General features: G+C 51.7%; 20 protein-coding genes. 10 read left to right on the forward strand and 10 right to left on the reverse strand.

Annotated features, from left to right (window positions below):
- Positions 1-11 precede the first annotated feature (11 nt).
- The 3 genes from purH to ruvA are packed head-to-tail and all read left to right on the forward strand — an operon-like array spanning position 12 to position 2741.
- On the forward strand, positions 12-1604 hold the full coding sequence (gene purH, locus GY634_RS03275) for a bifunctional phosphoribosylaminoimidazolecarboxamide formyltransferase/IMP cyclohydrolase (RefSeq protein WP_166407169.1): 1593 nt from the start codon (positions 12-14) through the stop codon (positions 1602-1604).
- Positions 1604-2146 carry a crossover junction endodeoxyribonuclease RuvC gene (gene ruvC, locus GY634_RS03280; RefSeq protein ID WP_166407170.1) on the forward strand — a complete coding sequence of 181 codons (543 nt, stop codon included), beginning with the start codon at positions 1604-1606 and terminating at the stop codon, positions 2144-2146. Before purH ends, ruvC begins: the two co-directional genes overlap by 1 nt.
- Positions 2147-2156: 10 nt before the next feature.
- Positions 2157-2741 carry a Holliday junction branch migration protein RuvA gene (gene ruvA / locus GY634_RS03285; RefSeq protein WP_166407171.1) on the forward strand — a complete coding sequence of 195 codons (585 nt, stop codon included), beginning with the start codon at positions 2157-2159 and terminating at the stop codon, positions 2739-2741.
- Here the strand turns inward: ruvA and GY634_RS03290 are convergent.
- Complete coding sequence (locus GY634_RS03290; protein ID WP_423227284.1) at positions 2697-3701, reverse strand: threo-3-hydroxy-L-aspartate ammonia-lyase; 1005 nt, start codon at positions 3699-3701, stop codon at positions 2697-2699. The genes ruvA and GY634_RS03290 overlap by 45 nt on opposite strands.
- Positions 3702-3840: 139 nt before the next feature.
- Between GY634_RS03290 and ruvB the strand changes: the two genes are divergently transcribed.
- Complete coding sequence (ruvB, locus tag GY634_RS03295) at positions 3841-4911, forward strand: Holliday junction branch migration DNA helicase RuvB (RefSeq protein ID WP_166407172.1); 1071 nt, start codon at positions 3841-3843, stop codon at positions 4909-4911.
- On the opposite strand, the gene recQ is transcribed toward ruvB, so the two are convergent.
- The 4 genes from recQ to GY634_RS03315 all read right to left on the reverse strand — a co-directional run bounded on the left by recQ (position 4900) and on the right by GY634_RS03315 (position 10988).
- Positions 4900-6723: a DNA helicase RecQ gene (recQ, locus tag GY634_RS03300; protein ID WP_166407173.1), complete on the reverse strand. Its 1824-nt coding sequence runs from the start codon at positions 6721-6723 to the stop codon at positions 4900-4902. The two genes, ruvB and recQ, sit on opposite strands and share 12 nt — an antisense overlap.
- A 94-nt stretch (positions 6724-6817) precedes the next feature.
- Positions 6818-8602 (reverse strand): ClcB-like voltage-gated chloride channel protein, encoded by a 1785-nt coding sequence (locus GY634_RS03305; RefSeq protein ID WP_242683592.1) that lies wholly within the window; start codon positions 8600-8602, stop codon positions 6818-6820.
- A gap of 2 nt (positions 8603-8604) precedes the next feature.
- Entirely contained in the window at positions 8605-9654 is a 1050-nt protein-coding gene (locus GY634_RS03310; protein WP_166407174.1) for a cytochrome d ubiquinol oxidase subunit II, read from the reverse strand.
- Positions 9651-10988 (reverse strand): cytochrome ubiquinol oxidase subunit I, encoded by a 1338-nt coding sequence (locus tag GY634_RS03315; RefSeq protein ID WP_166407175.1) that lies wholly within the window; start codon positions 10986-10988, stop codon positions 9651-9653. The genes GY634_RS03310 and GY634_RS03315 overlap by 4 nt, the downstream gene beginning before the upstream one ends.
- Before the next feature lie 112 nt (positions 10989-11100).
- Between GY634_RS03315 and GY634_RS03320 the strand changes: the two genes are divergently transcribed.
- From GY634_RS03320 to minE, 4 genes are all read left to right on the forward strand, one after another.
- On the forward strand, positions 11101-12858 hold the full coding sequence (locus GY634_RS03320; protein WP_166407176.1) for a glutamine--tRNA ligase/YqeY domain fusion protein: 1758 nt from the start codon (positions 11101-11103) through the stop codon (positions 12856-12858).
- A 2-nt stretch (positions 12859-12860) separates the two neighbouring features.
- A complete protein-coding gene (gene minC, locus GY634_RS03325; protein WP_166407177.1) occupies positions 12861-13640 on the forward strand; it encodes a septum site-determining protein MinC in 780 nt (259 codons plus the stop codon).
- A 102-nt stretch (positions 13641-13742) separates the two neighbouring features.
- On the forward strand, positions 13743-14558 hold the full coding sequence (minD, locus tag GY634_RS03330) for a septum site-determining protein MinD (RefSeq protein WP_166407178.1): 816 nt from the start codon (positions 13743-13745) through the stop codon (positions 14556-14558).
- A 1-nt stretch (position 14559) separates the two neighbouring features.
- Positions 14560-14832 carry a cell division topological specificity factor MinE gene (gene minE, locus GY634_RS03335; RefSeq protein ID WP_166407179.1) on the forward strand — a complete coding sequence of 91 codons (273 nt, stop codon included), beginning with the start codon at positions 14560-14562 and terminating at the stop codon, positions 14830-14832.
- 179 nt (positions 14833-15011) lie between these two features.
- Here minE and GY634_RS03340 read toward each other — a convergent pair whose 3' ends face one another.
- The 3 genes from GY634_RS03340 to ettA form a co-directional block, all read right to left on the reverse strand.
- Entirely contained in the window at positions 15012-15239 is a 228-nt protein-coding gene (locus GY634_RS03340) for a glycine zipper 2TM domain-containing protein (protein ID WP_166407180.1), read from the reverse strand.
- Positions 15240-15356: 117 nt separating this feature from the next.
- Positions 15357-15893 carry an isochorismatase family protein gene (locus GY634_RS03345; RefSeq protein ID WP_166407181.1) on the reverse strand — a complete coding sequence of 179 codons (537 nt, stop codon included), beginning with the start codon at positions 15891-15893 and terminating at the stop codon, positions 15357-15359.
- Between the two features lie 18 nt (positions 15894-15911).
- Entirely contained in the window at positions 15912-17585 is a 1674-nt protein-coding gene (gene ettA / locus GY634_RS03350) for an energy-dependent translational throttle protein EttA (protein WP_166407182.1), read from the reverse strand.
- Between the two features lie 168 nt (positions 17586-17753).
- Here ettA and GY634_RS03355 point away from each other — a divergent pair, with 168 nt between their 5' ends.
- Positions 17754-18236, forward strand: a complete 483-nt coding sequence (locus GY634_RS03355) for a hypothetical protein (RefSeq protein WP_242683593.1) — start codon at positions 17754-17756, stop codon at positions 18234-18236.
- Here GY634_RS03355 and GY634_RS03360 read toward each other — a convergent pair whose 3' ends face one another.
- Both GY634_RS03360 and GY634_RS17315 read right to left on the reverse strand, forming a co-directional pair.
- Entirely contained in the window at positions 18237-19172 is a 936-nt protein-coding gene (locus tag GY634_RS03360; protein WP_166407184.1) for a glycosyltransferase family 2 protein, read from the reverse strand. It abuts the gene before it with no gap.
- A 137-nt stretch (positions 19173-19309) separates the two neighbouring features.
- Entirely contained in the window at positions 19310-19438 is a 129-nt protein-coding gene (locus GY634_RS17315) for a hypothetical protein (protein ID WP_278249003.1), read from the reverse strand.
- A gap of 148 nt (positions 19439-19586) precedes the next feature.
- On the opposite strand from GY634_RS17315, the gene uvrA reads away from it, so the two are divergent.
- A complete protein-coding gene (gene uvrA, locus GY634_RS03365; RefSeq protein ID WP_166407185.1) occupies positions 19587-25196 on the forward strand; it encodes an excinuclease ABC subunit UvrA in 5610 nt (1869 codons plus the stop codon).
- The last annotated feature ends 2 nt before the right edge of the window (positions 25197-25198 follow it).

A 25198-nucleotide genomic window follows, 5' to 3' on the forward strand; every position in this document is an offset into this window, starting at 1 on the left:
GTTCTACTCTCATGAAAATCCAGACCGCTTTGCTTTCGGTTTCCGACAAAACCGGCATTGTTGATTTCGCCCAAGCCTTGGCCAGTCGTGGTGTACGCCTACTTTCTACAGGTGGTACCGCTAAACTGCTAAAAGAAGCCGGCTTGTCCGTCACCGAAGTAGCCGAGCACACCGGCTCACCAGAAATTCTTGATGGCCGCGTTAAAACTCTGCATCCAAAAATTCACGGCGGCTTGTTGGCCAGACGTGATGATGCAGCTCACCTGCAAACTCTGGACGAGCACGGTATTAGCCGCATCGACCTGCTGGCTGTGAACCTGTACCCATTTCGCGAAACCATTGCGAAAAAAGACTGTAGCTTTGGCGACGCCATCGAAAACATCGATATTGGTGGCCCAGCCATGTTGCGTGCTGCCGCTAAAAACCACGGCAGCCCAGCGGGTGGCGTAACCGTTGTGATTGATCCATTGGACTACAGCCGCATTTTGGCTGAAATGGATGCAGACGAGGGCAAAACCAGCTACGCATTGCGTCTGGAATTAGCCGGTAAAGTGTATGCACACACCGCCTCTTACGATGGCGCTATCGCTTCCTACCTCAGCAGCCTCACCAACCCTGAGCCTGCAGCAGAGAGCACACCCGAGCGCGAGGAATGGCCACAGGTATTGAGCCTGCAACTGTACCAATCCCAAGCGTTGCGTTACGGCGAGAACCCACACCAAAGCGCTGCCTTCTACAAAGACCAAGAAGTTGGCCGTGGTTTGTTGGGTAACTACCAGCAGCTGCAAGGCAAAGAACTGTCTTACAACAACATTGCTGACGCCGATGCAGCATGGGAATGTGTACGCAGTTTTGACGCGGGTGCATGTGTGATTGTTAAGCACTCCAACCCTTGTGGTGTAGCCTTGGGCGAAACACCTTTGGCTGCTTACCAACAAGCACTGAAAACTGACCCTACCTCGGCATTTGGCGGCATTATTGCGCTGAACCGTACTGTAGACGCAGCCGCTGCAACAGCGATTAGCGCCCAGTTCTTGGAAGTATTGCTGGCTCCTTCTTACTCCCCAGAAGCGCTGGATATTCTGGCTCAGAAGAAAAACGTACGTGTATTGGTAGTACCTGATGGTCAATCCCACAACGACTTCAACGTGAAGCGTGTGGGCGGCGGCTGGTTGGTACAAACACCAGACACCTACCGTGATGCGGTGGAAAACTTCAAAGTCGTATCCGAGAAGCAACCTACAGAGCAACAACTGCAAGACATGCTGTTTGCATGGAACGTAGCTAAATACGTGAAATCCAACGCTATTGTGTTTACCGCTGGCGGGATGACATTGGGCGTAGGCGCTGGTCAAATGAGCCGCGTAGACTCCGCACGTATTGCTTCTATTAAAGCCTCTAATGCAGGGTTGAGCCTGCAAGGTTCCGCCGTAGCATCGGATGCTTTCTTCCCCTTCCGTGATGGTTTGGATGTGGTTGCTGACGCTGGTGCAACCTGCGTGATTCAACCCGGTGGCAGTATCCGTGACGACGAAGTCATCGCCGCCGCTAACGAGCGCGGCATTGTGATGATCTTCACTGGCACACGCCACTTCTATCATTAATGCGCATACTTGGCATTGACCCTGGCTTACGACGCACCGGCTTCGGTGTGATCGAAGCCCAGGGATCCAGCTTAACCTATGTAGCCAGTGGCACCATCGTGGTGCCCACTGAACTGCCCCTCTCGGAGCGGTTAAAGGTGATTCTGGATAACGTACGCGAAGTCGTTGGCCTGTATACGCCTGATCAGGCGGCCATTGAACAAGTGTTCGTCAATGCCAACCCGCAATCTACGCTATTACTGGGTCAGGCCCGTGGCGCTGCACTGTGCGCCCTAGCCGATAAAAACCTACTCGTGATGGAATACACCGCCCTACAAATAAAGAAAACCACCGTAGGACGCGGACACGCCGCCAAAGAACAAGTGCAAATGATGGTGCAACATCTGCTGCGCTTAGATGGGGCTCCCGCCCCCGATGCGGCTGATGCCTTAGCATGCGCTATTTGCCATGCTCACCACTACCCGCTGACCAGCCGTTTAGGCATTCAGCTTGAACAAGCTAGCGCTACACCCCGCTTACGCGGAGGCCGACTGATTTCTTAATGGAGTCCTCATGATTGGACGCATTACAGGCACCTTGATTGAAAAATTGCCCCCTACCATCTGTGTGGATGTAAATGGTGTGGGCTATGACATTGATGTGCCCATGAGCACCTACTACGATCTGGGTGACATACACAGTAAGATCACACTGTTTACTCACCTCACCGTGCGTGAAGACGCCCATGTACTGTACGGCTTTGGCAATGCGGCTGAACGCGCGGCTTTCCGTACCCTCATTAAAGTCAGTGGCATTGGCGCACGTACTGCGTTGTCGATTTTGTCGGGGTTGAGCGTGCAAGACTTAGCCACGGCTATTCAGCAGCAAGATGCTGGCCTGTTAACGACCGTTCCGGGTATTGGTAAAAAGACAGCCGAACGACTGCTCTTGGAATTACGTGGCAAATTTGGGGCCGATAGCGCTATTGCTGCCAGCCTGCCAGAGCAAGCCCATAACGAACGCAGCGACATTTTGAATGCGCTGCTGGCCCTGGGTTACAACAACACCGAAGCCAGCAAAGCCCTGAAAGCACTGCCTGAAGACGTCAACGTATCAGACGGCATCCGGTTGGCACTGCAAAGCCTGTCCAAGCGCTAAGTACTTGCATAGCTGAATGCTATCCAAGTTGCCACCACTCACGATTACCCCCACACGCTTACCACGAATCTGCTCAGCGGCCTGCACGGCTGCTGCTGCAGCCAAGCAGCCTGTGGGTTCAACCACCATCTTCATACGCTCTGCAAAAAAGCGCAGCATATTTAGCAATTGCTGATCAGTCACCGTCACGATATCTGTGACGTTGTGGCGGATGATGTTGTAGGTGGTGGAAGACAAGGCCTGCGTTTGCGCCCCATCCGCAATGGTTTGAGGGGTCGCAATACGCACCAGTTGCCCTAGTCGTAAGGACTGCTGGGCATCATTACCTAACTCAGGTTCTACCCCAAACACTTCACATGCTGGTGACAAGGCCTTGGCCGATAATAACGAACCAGACAATAACCCGCCCCCACCGATGGGCACATACAGACGATCTAGCTCGCCCACGTCATCGAATAATTCTTTAGCCGCCGTACCTTGGCCGGCAATAATGCCCTCATCACCAAACGGCGGGATAAAGTACAACCCCTGTTGTTCGGCCAATTGCCGCGTCAGGCTTTCTCGGTCGTCTCGGTGGCGATCGTATTCCACAATGGTGGCACCATAGCCTTGAGTCGCTGCTTTTTTAGCCTGTGGCGCATCAGCAGGCATCACAATAGTGGCATGAACGTTTAACATGCGCGCCGCCAAGGCGACTGCTTGTGCCATGTTGCCAGAAGAGTACGTAATCACCCCCCGCGCTCGCTGCTCGGGAGTCAAGCGTGCCACAGCGTTGTAGCCACCTCTAAACTTAAACGCGCCCACACGTTGAAAGTTTTCACACTTGAAAAAAACCTCTGCACCCAACCATGCATTCAGGGTAGAGGATTGCAAAACGGGGGTGCGGTGCGCAACACCTCGCAAACGCTGCTCAGCTCGTTCTACCTCTTCAAAATCGAGCTCATTTGACACAGCATACATCGTCGACAGTTCTCCCATGGCTCTGTCAGAGAGCTGACAGAATAAGTAAAACATTATGCCACCAGCCAGCCTTGTGCGACACTCCCACGCAAGGTTGTGATTGGTGTACCATACTGTGTATTCATTCAGTGAAACTGCTATGGCTATTTATTCAGACTCTCTTCGCAGCGAATCATCCCCCGCACCCCGTATGGTTGAGGCTACAGCACAGTCTCCCAACGAAGAATCTATTGAGCGTGCGTTACGCCCAAAAACGCTGCATGACTATGTAGGTCAGCAGCGTGTACGCGATCAACTCGAAATTTTTATTGCGGCGGCTCGCGGACGCCAAGAGGCACTGGATCACGTTCTATTATTTGGCCCACCAGGCTTGGGTAAAACCACCTTGGCACACATCGTGGCCCAAGAAATGGGGGTACGCCTGCACCAAACTTCTGGCCCCGTGCTAGAAAAACCCGGCGACTTAGCCGCGCTACTCACGAATCTGGATAAAAACGACGTATTGTTTATTGATGAAATCCATAGGCTGTCGCCCGTAGTAGAAGAAATTCTCTACCCCGCCATGGAAGACTATCAAATAGACATCATGATTGGTGATGGTCCCGCTGCACGCAGTGTCAAAATCGACTTACAGCCCTTCACCTTGGTAGGTGCTACCACCCGTGCCGGTATGCTGACCAACCCCCTGCGCGACCGTTTCGGTATTGTGTCTAGACTAGAGTTCTACAACACGGCCGACTTACAACACATTGTAGAACGCAGTGCCCGCCTACTTAACGTGGAATGCGTAGAAGACGGCGCTCAAGAAATCGCCCGTCGCTCACGTGGCACGCCACGCATTGCTAACCGCTTGCTGCGGCGTGTACGCGATTATGCCGATGTAAAAGCCAACGGCACCATCTGCTCACAAACCGCCAGCAATGCCTTGGCGCTACTTGAAGTAGACCCCTCTGGGCTAGACCTCATGGACCGCAAATTATTAGAAGCGATTATTCATCGTTTTGATGGTGGCCCCGTAGGGGTAGACAGCTTGGCCGCCGCTATAGGTGAAGAACGCGACACCATTGAAGATGTCATCGAGCCTTACCTGATTCAACACGGTTTTATGCAACGCACCCCGCGCGGACGTACCGCCACACGCATGGCATGGACACACCTAGGCCTTACCCCTAGCGCCAATGCCGTAGGCAGTGGTGCCTTATTCGACTGACGATGCCGCCACGTTAGCCACACAAGCTAGCAAATCATCACCGTAGGCTTTCAGCTTACGCACCCCTATACCCGAGATGCAGCGCAGATCGTCTAGATCCTGCGGCTGCTCAATGGCAATTTGGCGCAAGGTTGCGTCATTAAAAATAATAAATGCGGGCACTTCGTGTTCTTTTGCCACGGCAGAGCGCCATTCGCGCAATGCTTGGAACAACGGCTGTGCCTCTGGTGGTACCTGAGTTACAGCTTTAGAGCTACGTGTAGACTTGCTGGCAATAGTGGTTTCACGCCTGAACATCAGTTGCTGCTCGCCTTTTAGCACCGGCCGTGCTTTTTCCGTTAGGCCCAAGGTGCCATAACCTTGGGTATCTACCGCCAGCACATTCAAGGCCAACAACTGACGCAACACACTGCGCCACCCTTGATCATTAATTGCTACGCCTACGCCAAATACACTTAAACTTTGGTGGCCGTATTCTTTGACCCTATCGGTTTCTTTGCCACGCAAAATATCAATTAAATGGCCAGCACCAAAGCGTTGCCCACGTTCGCGCCATAACCTATACACGGCTGATAGCAGCTTTTGCGCCGCCACCGTACCATCCCACGATTCAGGCGGTGTCATGCAGGTATCGCAGTTTTGGCAGTTGTGAATGCTTTCACCAAAATAGGCCAACAACGACTGACGCCTACAACTTACGGTTTCACACAGCCCTAGCATGGAGTCCAACTGACGCCCTTGCGTACGTCTGTGATTTTCTTCGGCTTGCGAATCACTAATCATGCGGTGCAACTGCACCACGTCTTGCAGCCCATAGGCTAACCACGCGGTAGCCGGTTCGCCATCTCGCCCTGCTCGCCCCGTTTCTTGGTAATAGCCTTCAATAGATTTAGGTAAATCTATGTGCGCTACAAAACGCACATCGGGCTTATTCACCCCCATACCAAAAGCAATGGTGGCTACCATCACCACGCCCTCTTCTCGTAGAAAGCGGGACTGATTCTGCGCGCGCACCTCAGCACTTAACCCGGCGTGATACGGTAAGGCATTCACGCCCTCTCGCACCAAGTAAGCTGCGGTATCTTCTACCCGCGCACGAGACAAACAATACACAATCCCGCTGTCGCCTTCATGTTCGTCACGTATTAGCGCCATCAGTTGGCGTCGCACATCGTTTTTCTCTACGATACGGTAACAGATATTAGGGCGGTCAAAGCTGGAGACAAACTGCTCAGCATGGTGCAGCGATAAGCGTTCGGCAATTTCATGGCGCGTTTCGGCGGTAGCTGTTGCCGTTAACGCAATACGCGGCACATCGGGCCAGCGCTCCACCAAATACGACAGCTTTAAATATTCGGGTCTGAAATCATGGCCCCACTGCGATACACAGTGCGCTTCGTCTATAGCAAACAAAGCAATACGACCACGCGCTAACAAATCCAAGCAGCGGTCGGTCATCAGTCGCTCTGGCGCCACATATAGCAAGTCTAGTTCGCCAGCCAAAAAGGCACGCTCAACCTCGCGGGTTTGTGACCATTCTTGCGTGGAATTCAGATAGGCAGCACGTACCCCTAGCTCGGTTAACGCATCTACCTGATCTTGCATCAAGGCAATTAACGGGGAAATGACGATACCTGTGCCGGGACGAATTAACGCGGGAATTTGGTAGCACAACGACTTACCACCGCCAGTAGGCATCAGCACTAGCGCATCGCCGCCGCTCACGACTTGTTCAATAATCGCGCGCTGGTCTCCCCTGAAGGCATCATAGCCAAACACATTTTGCAGGGTTTCCAGAGCGGGATCAGACATGAAGAACTTTAATCAAAACAAGGAAGAAGCGCGCGCTAGAAGTGGCAGCGCTTTTACTACAGCCAATAGACTGTACCAGAAAACCCTAGGCCACTCACGCTTTGGTGCTGTTAAAAACCGCTGTGACTTCTGCCCCATCCAAGGAGCGTTTGATCGCCGTATATTTTTCCAATAGCGCCGATTTATACACCACACCCAGTAAGCGAGGCTCTGCCTCTTCACTGACCACCGGCAAACGTTCACCACTGAAATTCACGAAATAATCTTGGGCCTCGTCCAAACTTAGGCTAGGCGTTAAGGTTTTCACAAAATCGGGACGCAACACATCGGCCAAACACAAATTATCCGTATCCGAGTGGTGTAAGAGCAAACGGGTTAAATCTTGTTGGGCTACCACCCCTTGGAAAACGTTATTGGCATTCACCACATACACATACTTCACGGGGTAGTCCAAAAACATCTGTAAGGCATCGGCAATTTTGGCGTCATCGTGCAGCACTGTTTCTGCTGGCCGCACTAGCTCGTTTAACTGCGTATGTCTAAGCGTACTGCGCAAACGTTCGTTTTGCTCACGCACCAGCACCACATCGTACATAGCGACTTCCGCCAGCAACCTGGCCACAAAATACGCCACTACTGTCGCGATAATCAGCGGCAACACCAACGCATAGCTCAGCGTCATTTCAAACAGCATCAATATTGCCATCAGCGGCGCACTGGTAGCCGCCCCCAAAAATGCCCCCATCCCCACCAGCGTAAACAAATGCAGGGGAATAGATAAACCGGGTACCACTGACAACAACAATTGTCCGCACAAGGTACCAAAGGCGGCCCCCACAAAGAGCGCCGGCGTAAACACCCCACCTATAGCCCCAGAACCTACTGTTAACGCTGTGGCTAACACTTTGGCAAACAGCATGCCTACTACCATGTACCATGCCCACGGTTCATGCAGTAACGCAGTCACTACACTGTAGCCATTGCCCGCCACATCTGGAATAGCGATGAGCAACAGCCCTAATAACAACCCACCCACCGCTAAGCGCAAATACAGCGGAATACCTGTACGGGCAAACCGGTCTTTAAACAAGGTCATCAGCTTTAGAAAACCCGGTGCCGCAACCCCTACCAACACGCCCAGCAGCACAAACACCCAGATATCAATGCCGACTACACTTTGCACATCAGGCATTTCGTATAAGGGTTGGTAAATACCCAAAATACGCATGGTGAGGTTTGCTACAGCTGCCGCCACCAACAACGGGCCTAAGCTTTGAATATTCAACGTACCTAATACGATTTCGGCCACAAACACGGCGCCTGCCAAGGGGGTACCATAAGCGGCACTAACACCCGCCGCTCCACCACACGCTACCAACAACCGCAAATGCGTCGCCCCCACCTGTAGCAATCGTCCCAACATAGACGCCACTAACGACGCCAAGTGGATCATGGCCCCTTCCCTACCTATAGAGCCACCCGTAGCCACCGTAAACAACGACGATAAGGTGCGCAGCAAACCTTGGCGAATAGACAAACGCCCATCGCCCAAGGTGACCGCTTCCATGTAATCTTCGGCCATGGCGCTTTTTCGTCGTTTCGCCAACCACAGCAAAATACCAGCCACTAACCCACCTATAGTAGGCAGCAGCAAACGCCACCACCACGATAGGTCGTGCATGACATCCGAAATTTCGCCGGATTGCCCTGTGAGTAAATGTTGAACCAAGAACATGGCTTCATGAAAAAGCCAAATAGATAAGGCTCCAGCGATGCCCATTAGCACCGCCCAACCTAGTACCCACAACATAGAAGAAGCTTGCCCCAGCTTTTGTCGGGTAGACATCAGCACAGAAGACGAGCGTGGGTTTTCCTGCACTGTTAGCCTCTGAACTCGGGTGGCTGAGGAGGCTTAGATAAGCCAAACATGCCCTTATATACCCAAATATTAAACAGCAACATAATAGGAATGATCAGCACTGCCACCCCTCCTACTATCTGCAATACAGGTAATGACGCTGCGCCATCCCAAATGGTGATTTCATCTAAGACCAAGAAGGGGAAGAAGCTAAATGCCAAGCCCGACATCACCGCCACAAAGACAATCAAGGTCAGCATAAAAGGGAGTGCGGTGGTTCGGTAGCTACTATTGATCATGCGCTGCAAACACATTTCTAGTGAAATAAAGCACAGCAACAATGCCCCCCATAGCACTAACACGACGACACGCTGTAGGCCTTCGCTCCATTTCAACAACACGCCTGGGTTAGCCAACGCTAACACCACTGATGCCGCAATAGCCCCCGATGCAAACCAACGTACGGTCACACTGCCCCAACGTACCGCCCTTGCGCGCAGCTCGCCTGCTTCACGCATAATCAACCAACTGGCTCCTAGCAACGCATACGCCGCAACAGAGCACAGCCCCATGAAAATACTGAACCAGAAGTAACCTGCTCCGGTGTTAAAGCTCACCACTACTTTAGCCAGCAACACACCGTGTACAAACGCGGTAATCACCGAGCCCACACCGAACGCTACCTGCCACTTGGCTTGTAACTCGGCTGGGGCACGCAAACGCATCTCAAAGCTGACTGAGCGCAACAACACCCCTAAGGCCAAGCCACACAACGGCAAGTACAAACTGCCCATCACGGCTTCCCACGCGTGGGGAAAGGCACAAAAGAACAGCACCATGCCTAAGAACAACCAATACTCATTGGCATCCCGCCATGGGCTAAGCAACGACAACATACGTGGGCGCAGCGCAGCCGGCGCAATAAGTGACAGGCTGCCTACCCCAATATCAAAGCCGTCCAAAATGGTGCCGGCAAGCACCACAATAAAGAACAGCCCCAAAAAGACTAAAGGCATCCAGAACACGGGATCGGTGATAGCAAGCCCCATCGCATTGGCTAAGACTTCGATCATGCACGTCCCCTTCTACGAGCCACTGGTACCACACCGTACCTAACGATGTAGCGCACCAACATGAAAAACCCTACCAGACAAAACCCGTACACAACGGCGTAGCTCACCAACGATGCTAAGGCTGACTCAAAAGGCACATCAGAAAACACGTCTGTGTATTTCACGGTGCCATTGACCATATACGGCAAAGCCCCCGCAAAGTGATACAGCAAGCCCACGATTAACAGCAGCCACCCAGCCGCCCCCATCGCGATCAACACGCGACGCCAGCCTGTGGATAAAGATGAAGGGTCATAATGCAGTGGACGCACACGCCAGCATGTCACGATGGTCACCAGCAAAATTACCAGCCCCAACAGCAACGCTATTCTAAAACTGAAAAACACCAGCGCTACGGGGGGTAACAGGTCTTGCCCTGCCAAGCCCAAATACTCACCGGTTTCTGATTGTGGAATCCACATAGCCCCTAGACCATGCCATCCATAGCTATACAGGTTACCTAGCTCTGCGCCTGCCGGGTACGCAATAAACGGCCAGAACACAGCAGCATCAGGTTGCCAACGAGCCATCGTGGCTAAGGCTTTTAAGGGTTCGTACTGCACCACCATTTGCCCATAGCCCCAGACAGTTGCCCCGAGCAGCACTGTGCTTAGCAACAACACCCACAGCACTAATCTGAAGGCGCGACGTTCGCTTTCATCGGCTGGCCTACGCAGGCTTTTTGCAGCCGTAACAGCCATAACAAAGCAACATGCCACCACCATGCTTAACAGCAAAAACAACGCTAACTGCCATACAAAAGCGGAACCCGTTAGCAGTTCATACCAATCAGTGACCACATACCCTTTGTCTTGCCATGTCACCCCTACTGGCGCTTGCATCCATGAAGACAAAGCGATCAGCACACTGACTGTTAGCGTGCTGCCTACCGCCACAGCACCCACAATGATGGTATGCAACCAATGCGGCAACGACCTGTAAGCAAACAGCATCAAGCCTAAGAAGCCACTTTTAAACAGCAGCGTTACTGCCAATGCTAAGGCAATTAATGGTCCTGAGACCTCGCTAGTACGGCTACTAAAACCCGGCCATAAGCTACCTAGCTGTATCAGCATGGGTAAGCTTGAGGCAAAGCCAAGCACCACGGTTAACGCAAACACCCGTACCCAAAAGCGGTAACTGGCCAGCCAGACCGAATGCAGGCCTGATAACGTACGTAACCTAAATATCAGCAACAGCCACGCTAGCCCTAGCTCCATAGCAAAGAAAATTGCCATAAAACTCAGACTGCTAAAAAACTGCAACTGTGATAACCAAAGGGCAGAATGCGTCATAATGTCAGCTAGTTTAGAACGTGTTTATGAATTGTGCTGATGAAAAGCGCATGATGTGGACAGAACATGGCAAAATGGGTGATTACCCGATTATTTTCTTTGTATTTTACGTATGACCACTGAATCTACAACGGCTCCTGTTTCGAATTTCCTACGCTCCATTATCGACCAAGATCTGAAGGCTCAGCGTCATGCGTCCAAACGCTGGGGCGGAAAACCAGGCCCTGCGCAGGTGCACGCTACTGCAGACGTAGACCCTGCCCGCATCCGCACTCGTTTCCCCCCCGAACCCAACGGCTACTTGCACATTGGTCACGCCAAAAGCATTTGCCTGAACTTCGGTTTGGCTCGCGACTATTTAGGCGCCTGCCATTTGCGTTTTGACGACACCAACCCTGAAAAAGAAGAACAGGAATACGTAGACGCCATTATTGATATGGTGCACTGGTTAGGCTTCGATTGGAAATTCCAAAATGAAACTAACTTGTACTTTGCCAGCGATTACTTTGAAGACATGTACGCCTTTGCCGAAGCCTTGATCCAAGGTGGCTTTGCATACGTAGATGAACAAAGCCCTGAGCAAATGCGTGAAACACGCGGCACATTAACCTCGCCAGGCACTAATTCGCCATGGCGTGATCGCCCAGCCGACGAATCGCTGACCCTGCTGCGCGAAATGCGTGATGGTAAACATCCCGATGGCAGCATGGCATTGCGTGCAAAAATTGATATGGCATCGCCCAACATCAACTTGCGCGACCCTGTGATGTACCGTATTCGCCATGCTGAACACCACCGCACTGGCGACAAATGGTGCATTTACCCTATGTACAGCTGGGCTCACCCCGTAGAAGACGCGCTGGAACAAATCACGCACAGTATCTGTACGCTTGAGTTTGAAGATCAACGCCCTTTCTATAACTGGACACTAGAGCGTCTGCGTGACTTAGGCTTTTTGGCCGACCCACTGCCTCAACAGTACGAATTTGCACGCTTATACCTAAGCTATGTGGTCACCAGCAAACGCAAATTGCGTCAGTTGGTCGTAGAAAACCATGTAAACGGTTGGGACGACCCACGCATGCCCACCTTGGCAGGTTTGCGTCGCCGTGGTTACACCCCTGAATCCATTCGCCTTTTCTGCGAACGCATTGGTGTGTCCAAAGCTGACTCCCGCATTGACTACAGCATTCTGGAACAAGCTCTGCGTGACGATCTAGACCCTAAAGCACCACGTAGCGTGGCTGTACTGGATCCTATCAAACTGATCATCACCAATTACCCAGAAGGTCAAAGCGAAGAGTGCACGGCACCCGCGCACCCTAAAGACCCAGATGCTGGCCAACGTACCTTCCCACTGACGCGTGAGTTGTGGATTGAACGCGATGACTTCCGCATCGAACCTGAGAAAAAATACTTCCGTCTGTACCCCGGCAACACCGTGCGCCTGAAATACGGCTACGTTGTTACCTGCACAGGTTACAAACAAGACGACCAAGGTAACGTCACTGAAGTGTATGTGGAATACCTGCCAGACACGAAAAGCGGTACCCCTGGTGCTGACTCGGTAAAAGTAAAAGGCAACATCACTTGGATTAGCGTAGAACACGCTATTCCTGCCACCGTACGCTTGTACGACCGTTTGTTCAGCGATCCACACCCAGATACTGGCGACAAAGACTTCCTGGCACTGTTGAACCCTAACTCACTGACTACCGTAGAAGCATGGGTAGAACCCGGCTTGGTGGCAGAACCCGGTGCAAACTGGCAGTTTGAGCGCTTGGGCTACTTTATCGCCGACCGTGAAGAATCCACGCCAGAAAAACCTGTACTGAACCGTACAGCAACCTTGCGTGATACATGGGTATAAGCATGTCAGGAACTCGTAAAGGTCCACAGGCGCTAGACTTCAAAAGCGCCACCCTGTACACCGTACGCTTGGTGTTGCACAGCAGTGAGTTAGACGAGCTGCTGTCTGCCTTGGCACAACGCATGCACGACGCTGGCTCTTTTTTCGAAAATGAGCCAGTAGTGGTAGACGCCAGCCAGTTGGATGACGACACCACCTTAGACTGGGCGGCGTTACTCGCAGCCCTGAACACCCACAAGCTAAACGCAGTAGGCGTGGTGGCTAATGGCGCATTGCTACAAGCAGCCACTGCTGCGGGCTTACATGAGGTAGATCTCTCTAACGCCCCTACGCGCCCTACCGCCAGCCCCAACGTGCCAGAAGCAGAGGTTCCTACCCTGTCTACAGCACAAGAACAAAACACCGCAACACCTGCCGAAGTTGCCCCCGAGGTTATTACCCAAATCGCGCCAGCCGCCATGGTCATCAATAGACAATTGCGTTCTGGTCAGCGTGTCTATGCACGCGATACCGATTTAGTAGTGATCGGTGTGGTAGGTCAAGGTGCTGAGGTGATCGCTGATGGTAACATTCACGTGTATGGGCCCTTGCGCGGCAAGGCGATGGCTGGTGCTCGTGGCGATACCAATGCGCGTATTTTTACGACCGAACTGGATCCAGAACTCATCGCCATTGCGGGTGTGTACCGTATAGTAGATGAGCCTCTGGAAAAACCGCTGCACAAGCAACCCGCTGTGATCCAGTTAGAAGGTGAGAATCTCAGTATTCATTTACTTTCTTAACAGATGATTACAAACGAAGTCTGCCAAGCAGTTACACTTGCCAGATGCGTCCCGTACGGCCTAGCCGTATAACCGATCAAAAACCTGAGGAATAGCTCTATCATGACGCGAATTGTTGTGGTGACATCCGGTAAAGGTGGTGTAGGTAAAACCACCACTAGCGCCAGTTTTGCTTCCGGCCTTGCCATGCGCGGCCACAAAACCGTAGTAATCGACTTTGACGTAGGCTTGCGTAACCTGGATCTCATCATGGGTTGCGAACGTCGTGTAGTCTACGATTTTGTTAATGTCATCCAGGGTGAAGCCACGCTGCACCAAGCCCTGATTCGCGATAAACAGCTTGAAAACCTGTATATCCTGCCTGCGTCACAAACGCGTGACAAAGATGCGCTAAGCAAGGATACCGTTCGCAAGGTACTGGATGATCTGAAAGCCATGGACTTTGAGTTCATTGTCTGCGACTCGCCTGCTGGGATTGAAACAGGTGCGTTGATGGCCTCCTACTTTGCAGACGATGCATTGGTGGTCACCAACCCTGAAGTATCCTCTGTTCGCGACTCTGACCGTATGCTGGGTATTTTGTCTGCCAAGTCTCTGCGTGCAGAAACCGCCCAATCACCCATTAAAGAGCACTTGCTCATCACACGTTACAACCCTAAACGTGTGCTAGATGGTGAAATGCTTTCCCTTAAAGATGTGGAAGACATTTTGCGCATCAAACTCATTGGTGTGATTCCAGAATCCGAAGAAGTCTTGCAAGCCTCCAACCAAGGTGTGCCCGTGATCCACGATCGCGGCTGCGATGCAGCAGCAGCGTATCAAGATGTGGTTGATCGTTTTTTAGGTGACGAAAAACCCCTGCGTTTTGTTGATTACGAGAAACCGGGCCTGTTTAAACGCCTTTTCGGAGGAAAGTAATATGTCCTTCCTGTCTGTGCTACTGGGCAAGAAAAAAACTTCAGCCAATGTCGCCAAGGATAGACTACAGCTCATTTTGATTAACGAACGAGGCAAAGGTGGCGTTACACCTGATTACCTGCCTCGCTTGCAAAAAGAGTTGATTGAGGTGATTTCCCGTTACGTCAGCATCAACCCTGACGACATCAAAGTGAATCTTGAACGCCAAGATGATCTTGAAGTGCTGGAAGTGAAAATTGAAATGCCACAAGCGGAAAATGAGAAAGCTAGCTAACCCCTAGCCTTCTTCTCCCTTGGTGTATGGTCCTTGGACCTACATTAAAAAGGCCTGAGTCTCCCTGTGGGACTCAGGCCTTTTTGCTGGTACTGGCGTAAAAAAAGCTTGCCTATTGGGCAAGCTTTTTAATGTATCTAGCCTAGAAAAATAAGGCCAAACACGACTAACTAGTCATTTTACTGTTTACCGATTTGGTCACCAATCAGGCCACCCAATGCAGCGCCACCAATAGTGCCCAGTACACCGCCATCTGTGATCACAGCACCTGCTAAACCACCTACGCCTGCACCGGATACCGCACCTTTTTGACGGCTAGTCATGCCATCCCACGCGGTACAACCTGCCACAGATGCTAACAAAGTTACCAATACACCTACTTTAGCAATACGGCTGCGAACTCTCATGACGTTACTCCTTCAAAATCCTAGTCAGATAAATATAGCTTAACGGACTTCAGCCTTAGGAACGTGTACGATTTACGACAAGTTGTATGCAAACACTACAACCTGATCCAACGTATTTCACTTTACTAATTTTAGTACAGATTTAAAAGCGGGGTGTGCAGGGGTTTCCAGCCACTCAAACAGCGCCATTTCCATGGTGACGCTTTCTAGGCCGTGATACTGCCAACGCTTGCATGCAGCTTCGTAGCTGGACGACAAACGCGACCCTATGCCATCTAGCACCAATATTGGGTGATAGCCCGCCTGATGCAAGCTTAACCCTGTTTGCAGTACACAAATATGTGCTTCAGCCCCCAGCAACAGCACTTTAGGCCTATGCGTAGGTAAGTTAGCACGTACAGCAGGTTCTCGCAGCGCATCAAAATGCGTTTTAGCAATCACCGACTCCACATGAGGCAACAACGCAGGATGCGTAGGGCCTATTTTTTCAGGCCAATGCTCGGTAGCCACTACGGGTACCGAGCATAGCTTTGCCCCCTCTATGAAGCGCTGTACTCGCTCCAACAATGCCTCGTGATCCGCAATAGCAGGCAGTAATTTCTCCTGCATATCTATCAATAACACACTGCACTGATGTGCTGTCAGTAGCGCCATAGAGGACTCCTTAAAGGATTATTTCAGGGCTTTGTAACGAATACGTGTAGGTTTGGCAGCTTCCTCACCCAAACGACGACGTTTGTCTTCTTCGTACTCTTGGTAGTTACCAGCAAAGAACTCCACATGCGAATCGCCTTCGAACGCCAAGATGTGGGTAGCAATACGGTCCAAGAACCAACGATCGTGGCTGATCACCATGACGCAACCGGCGAATTCCAATAACGCGTCTTCCAACGCACGCAGAGTTTCCACGTCCAAGTCGTTAGAGGGTTCATCCAGCAGCAACAGGTTGCCGCCCGAGATCAGAGTTTTAGCCAAGTGCAAACGACCACGCTCACCACCCGACAACTCACCCACAATCTTGTTCTGATCGGAGCCACGGAAGTTGAAACGACCCACGTACGCACGTGCAGGCATTTCAAAGCGGCCTACGGTCAAGATATCAGAGCCTTCAGAAATGGCATCAAAGACAGACTTGTCGTTAGGCAAGGAGTCGCGTGACTGATCAACGTACGACAAGTTCACCGTTTGACCAATGTCTACGCTACCGGAATCAGGCTGCTCTTCGCCAGCAATCATACGGAACAAGGTAGATTTACCAGCACCGTTAGGACCAATAATCCCCACAATCGCACCGGGTGGTACTTTAAAGCTCAGGTCATCAATCAGCAGACGGTCACCAAAGGACTTGCTGACGTTTTTGAACTCAACCACTTCATTACCCAAACGCTCGGATACAGGAATGAAGATCTCTTGAGTTTCATTACGTTTTTGGTATTCGTGCGATGCCAATTCCTCAAAGCGGTTCAAACGTGCTTTGGACTTAGCCTGACGGCCTTTAGGATTCTGGCGCACCCACTCCAACTCTTTCTGAATAGTGCGTTGGCGTGCGCTTTCAGTGGCTTCTTCTTGCTTCAAGCGGTCTTCTTTTTGTTCTAACCAGGAGCTGTAGTTACCCTTCCATGGAATACCATGTCCACGGTCAAGTTCAAGAATCCACTCAGCAGCGTTATCCAAGAAGTATCGATCGTGCGTTACCGCCACAACCGTACCAGGGAATTTGCTCAGGAACTGCTCCAACCAATGTACGCTTTCCGCATCCAAGTGGTTAGTAGGCTCGTCCAGCAACAGCATGTCAGGTTTAGACAGCAACAATTGGCACAGCGCTACACGACGTTTTTCACCACCAGACAAATTGGCGATTTTTGCATCCCATGGTGGCAAACGCAGTGCATCTGCCGCAATTTCCATCTGCGTAGCAATGTCATCACTACCGCTAGTTGCAGCCGCTTCAATAATTGCTTCCAGTTCACCCTGCTCAGCGGCCAATGCGTCGAAATCGGCATCGGGCTCGGCATAGGCAGCGTACACTTCTTCCAAACGCTGTTTAGCGGAAAACACAGCACCCAAACCCGCTTCAACGGCTTCGCGCACGGTGTGCTCTGGGTTTAACTTAGGTTCCTGCGGCAGGTAGCCAATGTTCAACCCCGGCATGGGGATGGCTTCACCTTCAATTTCTTTATCCACACCTGCCATGATTTTCAGCAAGGTAGATTTACCTGACCCGTTCAAACCCAGCACACCAATCTTGGCACCAGGAAAGAAAGACAGGGAGATATCACGTAGAATCTGACGTTTAGGAGGGACAATCTTGCCCACCCGGTTCATGGTGTATACAAACTGAGCCATAAATACTCGATGCTAAGAAAAAGGGGAAATAGCAAAGCCCCAATTGTAGGCCAGGCATGGCTCATTTCGCTAATACCAGACGCAACAATGCGGGAAAGCTGCAACCACCTACGAGCCAAACCTTTGCATCTGCTTTAAAATGATTTTTTATTCTTTTACGACATGACCATGACAGACTCCGCTTCCCTGTTGTTCACTGAAGCCGATATAGACCTTTTGGCACGTACTGCTGACGCCTTAAGTTCCTACTTGGGCAAGCCAGTGCTCGCCGAAGTCATGGATGCTGGTGAAACTGGTTTTGAATGGGTGGTGTTCGCGATACCTTTGAACGTGGAAGAAGACTCCACCGATATGACCGTCGTACAAATAGGCGGTGCCAACGCACGCCTATTGGGCAGTCAAGGTGGCGTACAGCTTGCTGAAAACGAAACCTACAGTTGCCGCTTTTTATGGGCTGTACAGCGCATAGACATGGAAGGCATACGTTACGTCAAACTTGACGAGCAAGGCGATGATGTAGGCTGGAGCGAAACTCTTAACGAGCTGCTACCTTTTGACCTTAGCGTAGACGATGAGCCCGACGAGGAAGAAAGCGACGCAGGCGATGCTCAGATTTTCATTCCTGATGCACCAAACCGCACCCTGCATTAATTAGCGCCTACTATCGCGCCAATACAGCGCCCATCCTACTGGCCACATCACCGCCACCAGCAGATGGGCTGCTACCCCCTTCAAGCTGTAGCACGGCGGCCTTACTATATGTTTGGCATTACAGTGCAATCTAAATCGTGTGTAGCGCGCCGCTGCTTTGACAAACTCGACGGGTGCGTACCTAAACCACGGCATACAGTTGCTTAACGTATCGTTTGCCAATAGCCACAATCCCAATGCATGTTGCTGACTGCGTTGACGTCCTTGCTGCGACAAGGAGTCTGCACTGTCGTAATACACCCTAAATACCTGATTCACAAAACGTGTCAGAAAACCAGCTCTGGCAATGGCCCGCCATACTAGGCTTTCAGGAACAAAGCCATCCACCTGCTCCGGAAATGGAAATTGGCGCAGTACTACAGTACTTAAACAGCCGAATTTCTCGCCTTTCACGCGGTATTTAAAATTGAGGTCTAACGACGTAACGTCTAAGGGATCCTCAGGAAAGCTGTCACCCACAATGCGCCCATCTGGCGTTTGGCACAACCCTACCACGGCAACATAGTACGAGCGCTCATCAGAAGGAATACTGAGCCATTCTTGCTCTAACTGTATCAGTGCATCCGCTACCAAGCTGTCGTCGCTATCTATAGCCACAATCAACTCGCCTTGCGCCAAGCGCACACCGGTATTAAAGGCCGTTTTCTTATGCTGGTTAGGCTGCCAGTGATACACAATGGGAAAGTTAGCCTCTGCTTGCCACGCTTGTATCAACGCGCGCGTGTCGTCCGTAGAGCCGTCGTCTACGACGATCCATTCAAAATTTCGTATTGTTTGCGCGCATAGCGAACGGTACACACGCTCTAGCGTATGAGCACGATTGTAAGAAGGGGTCAGTACCGTAAACCGGTATGCCCAAGCAGGTGCGGGAGCCATACACCCTCTCTTAAAGGGAAGCGTTAATTACACACCGACTAGTTTGCTACAAACAGGCATAAAAAAACCACAGCAAGATTAGGCTGTGGTTTTTTTATGCTAAAGCATACTGAGCGGCAGAACCGCCAACACTACACTTAGGCGCGTTTTACTTTCTCAAGCATTTTGAATACGCCCTTAGGGGAGCGAATAAACAAACGTTTGAAAGCTTTACCCAGGCAACGACGCTCAAGCGTGTTGCGGCGAGTGCGTTTAATTTCTGCCATGATGATCTCCGAATTCGATAACCTGGCGACAAATAAAAAGCCGCCATTAGGGACAATCCGAAATTCTACCGTAAACCGCGCTAAGATACAAAGAACCGCAGGCTAATCCTTCGTTACTTTCCTTCCTAACTGTCGTTTTCTCTGCACCATGAGCTCTCAAATACGCCTTTATGGCGCCCGCCAAAACAACCTCAAAAACCTGGATGTCAGCTTTAATACGGGCGAACTGACAGTACTGACCGGCGTATCGGGCTCAGGGAAAAGCTCATTGGCGTTTGATACGTTGTATGCCGAAGGCCAGCGACGCTACGTAGAAACCTTTTCTCCTTACGCTAGGCAATTCCTAGATCGTATGGATAAACCGCAAGTAGACCGCATAGAAGGTGTATTGCCTGCGATTGCTATTGATCAGGTTAACCCTGTGCGTAACTCGCGTAGCTCGGTAGGTACCATGACCGAGCTAAACGACTACTTGAAATTGTTGTATGCCCGCTTAGGCACGCTGTACTGCCGCAGTTGTGCACATGAAGTAAAACCGGATAGCGCCCAGTCTATAGCAGAAGACTTACAACAGCGCTGCGCCGAACACGATCCTCGTCTAGTCATTAGCTTTGCTGTGACCGTGCCAGCCAACTTCACCCAAGACGAAGTAGAAAACTTTCTCGCGCAACAGGGCTACACACGCCTGCATAAAGAGACACCAGAAAGCGCTGCCTCATTACGTACCTTATATGTAGTGCAAGACCGCTTCCGTCTGAGCAAAGCCGAACCGGCACGGTTAATGGAAGCGTTAGACGCAGCCCTTACTCACGGTAATGGGCAAATTAGTGTGTTTGCATCCAACACCGCCGACGGCCCCGAGCAAGAATGGCGCTACAACAATAGACTGCATTGCACCCGCTGCGACATTGATTACCAAACCCCGCTGCCCAGCACATTTTCGTTTAACTCCCCGCTGGGTGCCTGCGAACACTGCCGCGGCTTTGGCCGAGTAATGGGCATTGATTACGGCTTGGTCATCCCCGACGAAAACAAAAGTTTGTTAGAAGGCGCTATACGCCCATGGCAAAGCGCCTCTAATAAACAGTGCCAAGACGACATGCAACGATACGCCCCAGCGGCTGGCGTGCGCTTATCTGCCCCATGGAACACCTTAAGTTCACAAGAAAAACACTGGGTGATTTATGGTGCTGATGACTGGAAAGAAGGCCGCAAAGCATGGGAAACCCAATGGTATGGTGTGGCCCGTTTCTTTGACTGGTTAGAAAGCCGTAGCTACCGTATGCACGTACGTGTAATGCTATCTAAATACCGCAGCTACACGCCCTGCCCCCACTGCCAAGGCTCACGCCTAAAACCGGATGCTTTGTTATGGCGCGTGGGCACTGAACCTCATTCAGAAGAAGGCAGCTACCAACGCTTTAAGCCCGTGCATGCACTATGGAGCCCTGCACAACTTAACGCCTTACCCGGTTTGCATATACATGACCTCATGCGTATGCCCATTGATCAGGTTTACGCCTACTTCCAACAGTTTCAAACGGGTAGCGTTTTTGATGCCGCTACCGCGTTACTACGCGATGAAGTGTGCTCACGCCTAAAATTCTTATGCGACGTAGGCTTGGGATACTTATCGCTAGACCGACAAAGCCGCACCTTATCGGGCGGTGAGGTACAGCGTATTAACCTGACTACGGCGTTGGGTACATCGTTAGTCAATACGCTATTTGTGCTGGATGAGCCGTCTATTGGCCTGCACCCCCGCGATATGCACCGCATTGTCGAGGTCATGCACCGCCTGCGTAATAATGGCAACACCTTAGTGGTGGTAGAACACGACCCACAAGTGATGGTGGCCGCCGACCGCATTATGGATATAGGCCCCGGCCCCGGTGAGCGTGGTGGCCAAATCTTGTTTGATGGTGCCCCCAAAGACTTACGCAATGCCACCACACTAACCGGCGACTACCTAAGCGGCCGCAAACGCATTCACGCCCCCAACCCTATGCCGGTGCAAGACAACACACCGCGCCTGCTGTTGGAAAACGTCAGCGCTCACAACCTCAAGAACATTAATGTTTCTATTCCGTTGGGGCGCTTGGTGTGTGTGACTGGCGTATCGGGTTCGGGGAAATCCACCCTAATCCAAGACGTGCTGTACCCCGCCATACTCAAACATAAAGGGCTGGCCACAGAAGCCCCCGGTAGCTTTGGTGCGCTGCTGGGTGCCGAACAAATTGCCGAAGTCTTTATGGTGGACCAAAGCCCCATCGGTAAAACGGCTCGCTCCAACCCGGCGAGTTACGTAGGTGCGTTTGACCCTATTCGTAAGCTGTTCGCTCGCGCCCCTGTGGCTCTAGAGCGTGGTTACACAGCGGGCATGTTCAGCTTTAACAGTGGTGACGGTCGCTGCCCTACCTGCGGCGGTACAGGCTTTGAACACATAGAAATGCAGTTCTTGTCGGACGTGTACTTACGCTGCCCCGACTGCGACGGTAAACGCTTCCGTCCTGAAGTACTAGAAGTGGAAGTAGAACACCTAGGCAAACGTGCCAATGTGGCTGATGTACTAGACATGACCATCCATGAGGCCTTGGAATTCTTCACTGGCCTACGGGATGTACAAACTGCACTGACCCCCTTGTGTGATGTAGGCTTGGATTACCTGAAACTAGGCCAACCCGTCCCCACACTATCCGGCGGTGAAGCTCAACGTTTGAAGCTAGCTGGTCACTTGGCCGAAGCGGCGAAAAGCCGTCTTTCAAAAGCCAGAGTCGCCAAAAAAGGCAACCTGTTCCTCTTTGATGAACCTACGACTGGTCTGCACTTTGACGATATCGCCAAACTGATGCTGGCTTTTCGAAAACTGCTGGCAGCAGGCCATTCCTTAGTGGTGATTGAGCATAACCTAGACATGGTATTGGCGGCCGACTGGGTACTAGACTTAGGCCCCGAAGGTGGGCTATACGGTGGTGAGTTGGTTGCCACGGGTACCCCTGCCGACTTGATGCAAAACGCTAGGTCTTACACCGGTAAAGCATTAAAAGAATACCAAGCCAGCATTGTGGGTGAAGGTGCTATCCCCTTGCCGGTGATTAAAGAACCCACCTTAGCCTACGAGCGTAACAATGCCATCAGCATTTTGAACGCCAAAGAACACAACCTGCAAAACATTAATGTTTCTATCCCCCGTGATACCTTTACCGTGATTACGGGGGTGTCGGGCTCAGGGAAATCCACCTTGGCCTTTGATATCTTATTTAACGAAGGCCAACGCCGTTATCTGGAATCGCTAAACGCTTATGCGCGTTCTATTGTGCAACCCGCTGGTAAACCTGATGTGGATGCCATTTATGGCATTCCCCCTACCGTAGCGATTGAACAGCGTACTAGCCGTGGGGGGCGTAAATCTACTGTCGCCACCATGACAGAGATTCACCATTTCCTGCGCTTGCTGTATGTGAAACTGGCTACGCAATATTGCCCCACCTGCCATGTGCCCGTAGAGCCGCAAACGGCCGAGCAAATTGTGGCGCAAATTATGACGCAGCACCGTGGTGAGCACATTGGTATTCTGGCCCCCTTGGTGAGTGCTCGTAAAGGTTACTACACCGACTTAGCCACGTGGGCAGGCAGCAAGGGCTATACACACCTGCGCGTGGACGGTGAGTTTATTCCCGTTTCGCCATGGCCACGTCTAGACCGCTATAAAGAGCACAACATCGATTTGCCTATTGCCGATCTGATTGTGGACCCTAAAGACGAATTGGCTCTGCGCCACGCCTTGCATACGGCACTGGATCACGGCAAAGGCAGTGTGATCGTGTTATCGCCTATCAGCCAAGCACTGAGCGGCACTGTAGAAAGTCGACGTGAAAGCGGCCTGCAACTGCAGGCCCATAGCCAACGCTTCTCTACTAAACGCTCTTGCCCATGTTGTGCCACCAGCTTCCCTGAGCCTGATCCACGCATGTTCTCGTACAACTCCAAGCATGGCTGGTGCCCAGACTGCTTTGGTACAGGTGTACAACTTAAAGGTTTCACCAGCGAGCAAAACGGTGAAGAAGCCAGCTGGACCACCCAGTACGAAGGCGAGGCTCACACCTGCCCTAGCTGTGAAGGCAAACGCCTAAACCCCGTATCCTTGGCATTCTCGTGGCGTGATCGCTCTATTGCTGAACTGGCTGCCTTACCGGTAGACGAAGCATGTTCTTTCTTTACAGGCCTCAACACCAAAGGCCGCGAAGAAGAAATTGCTCGCGACTTACTGGCTGAAATACGTAGCCGCCTGCACTTTATGGAAGAAGTGGGCTTAGGCTATTTGGCCTTAGACCGTGCCGCGCCCACCCTATCTGGAGGCGAAGCACAGCGTATTCGTTTGGCCTCGCAACTAGGTTCAAACCTACAAGGTGTGTGTTACGTACTGGACGAACCCACCATCGGGCTGCACCCACGCGACAATAAAATCCTGCTAAATGCGATGCAGCGCTTAGAGTCCAACGGCAACACCTTGGTGGTGGTTGAACACGACGAAGACACCATTAGGCAAGCTAAGCATATTATTGATATGGGGCCAGGCGCAGGCTCACGTGGTGGCCGTGTGGTGGCAGAAGGGTCTGTGGATGAAATCATGCAGAACCCCGACTCACTCACTGGCCGCTACCTGCGCCAGCCTATAGTGCACCCCATGCAGCCACGTCGCCCTATAGAAAAAGACCATGCCATGCTAACAGTGATGGGTGCGCATCTGCATAACCTGCGTAACGTGGAAGCCCAAGTACCACTAGAACGCTTAACCTTGGTAACCGGTGTATCAGGTTCAGGTAAATCCACCTTTGCCCGTGAAGTACTGCTGGATAACCTGCTACGTACGCTGCCTAAACGTGAAGATGGCCCATGGCAAGGTTGCACCAGCATCAAAGGCTGGGAGCCTTTAGATCGCGTGCTAGAGGTAGATCAAACCCCTATTGGTAAAACACCGCGTTCTTGCCCTGCCACTTACATTGGTTTCTGGGATAACATTCGCCGCTTATTAGCCGATACCCGTGACGCCAGAATGCGCGGCTGGAATGCCTCGCGCTTTTCCTTCAACACCGGTGATGGCCGCTGCTCCGCATGTGGTGGTCAAGGTATGCTGACGCTGGAAATGAGCTTCCTACCCGACATTAAAGTGCCCTGCGAAAGCTGTCACGGCCAACGTTTTAATGACGACACCTTAAGTATTCGTTGGCAAGGTAAAAATGCAGGCGAAATTCTGCAAATGGAAGTGGATGAGGCGGTAGAGTTCTTCGCCACCAGCCCCAAAATCGCCCGCCCCTTAAAGCTGATGCAAGACGTAGGATTAGGCTACTTAACGCTGGGCCAAGCGTCGCCCACCTTATCTGGCGGAGAAGCACAACGCGTTAAACTGGTGACTGAACTGAGCAAAGCACGCTTGGATGAGGGTTTAACCCGTACGGGTAGAGCCAGCCGTCTGCCGCACACCTTGTACGTGTTGGACGAACCTACTGTGGGTCTGTCTATTCCCGACACCGAAAAATTGATTCATGTACTGCACCGCCTAACCGATGCGGGCAACACCGTGGTCGTTATTGAGCATAACTTAGACGTGATCGCCGAAGCTGACTGGATTGTAGACTTAGGCCCAGAGGGTGGCTCGGGCGGCGGCCGCTTAGTGGTACAAGCCGACCCTGATGTAGTGCGCAACACCGCGAAATCGCATACTGGTATTGCGCTTAACGAATTCTTAACCCCCTGATT

The organism is Paenalcaligenes suwonensis, from assembly GCF_011290505.1.
Taxonomy (GTDB): Bacteria; Pseudomonadota; Gammaproteobacteria; order Burkholderiales; family Burkholderiaceae_B; genus Paenalcaligenes; species Paenalcaligenes suwonensis.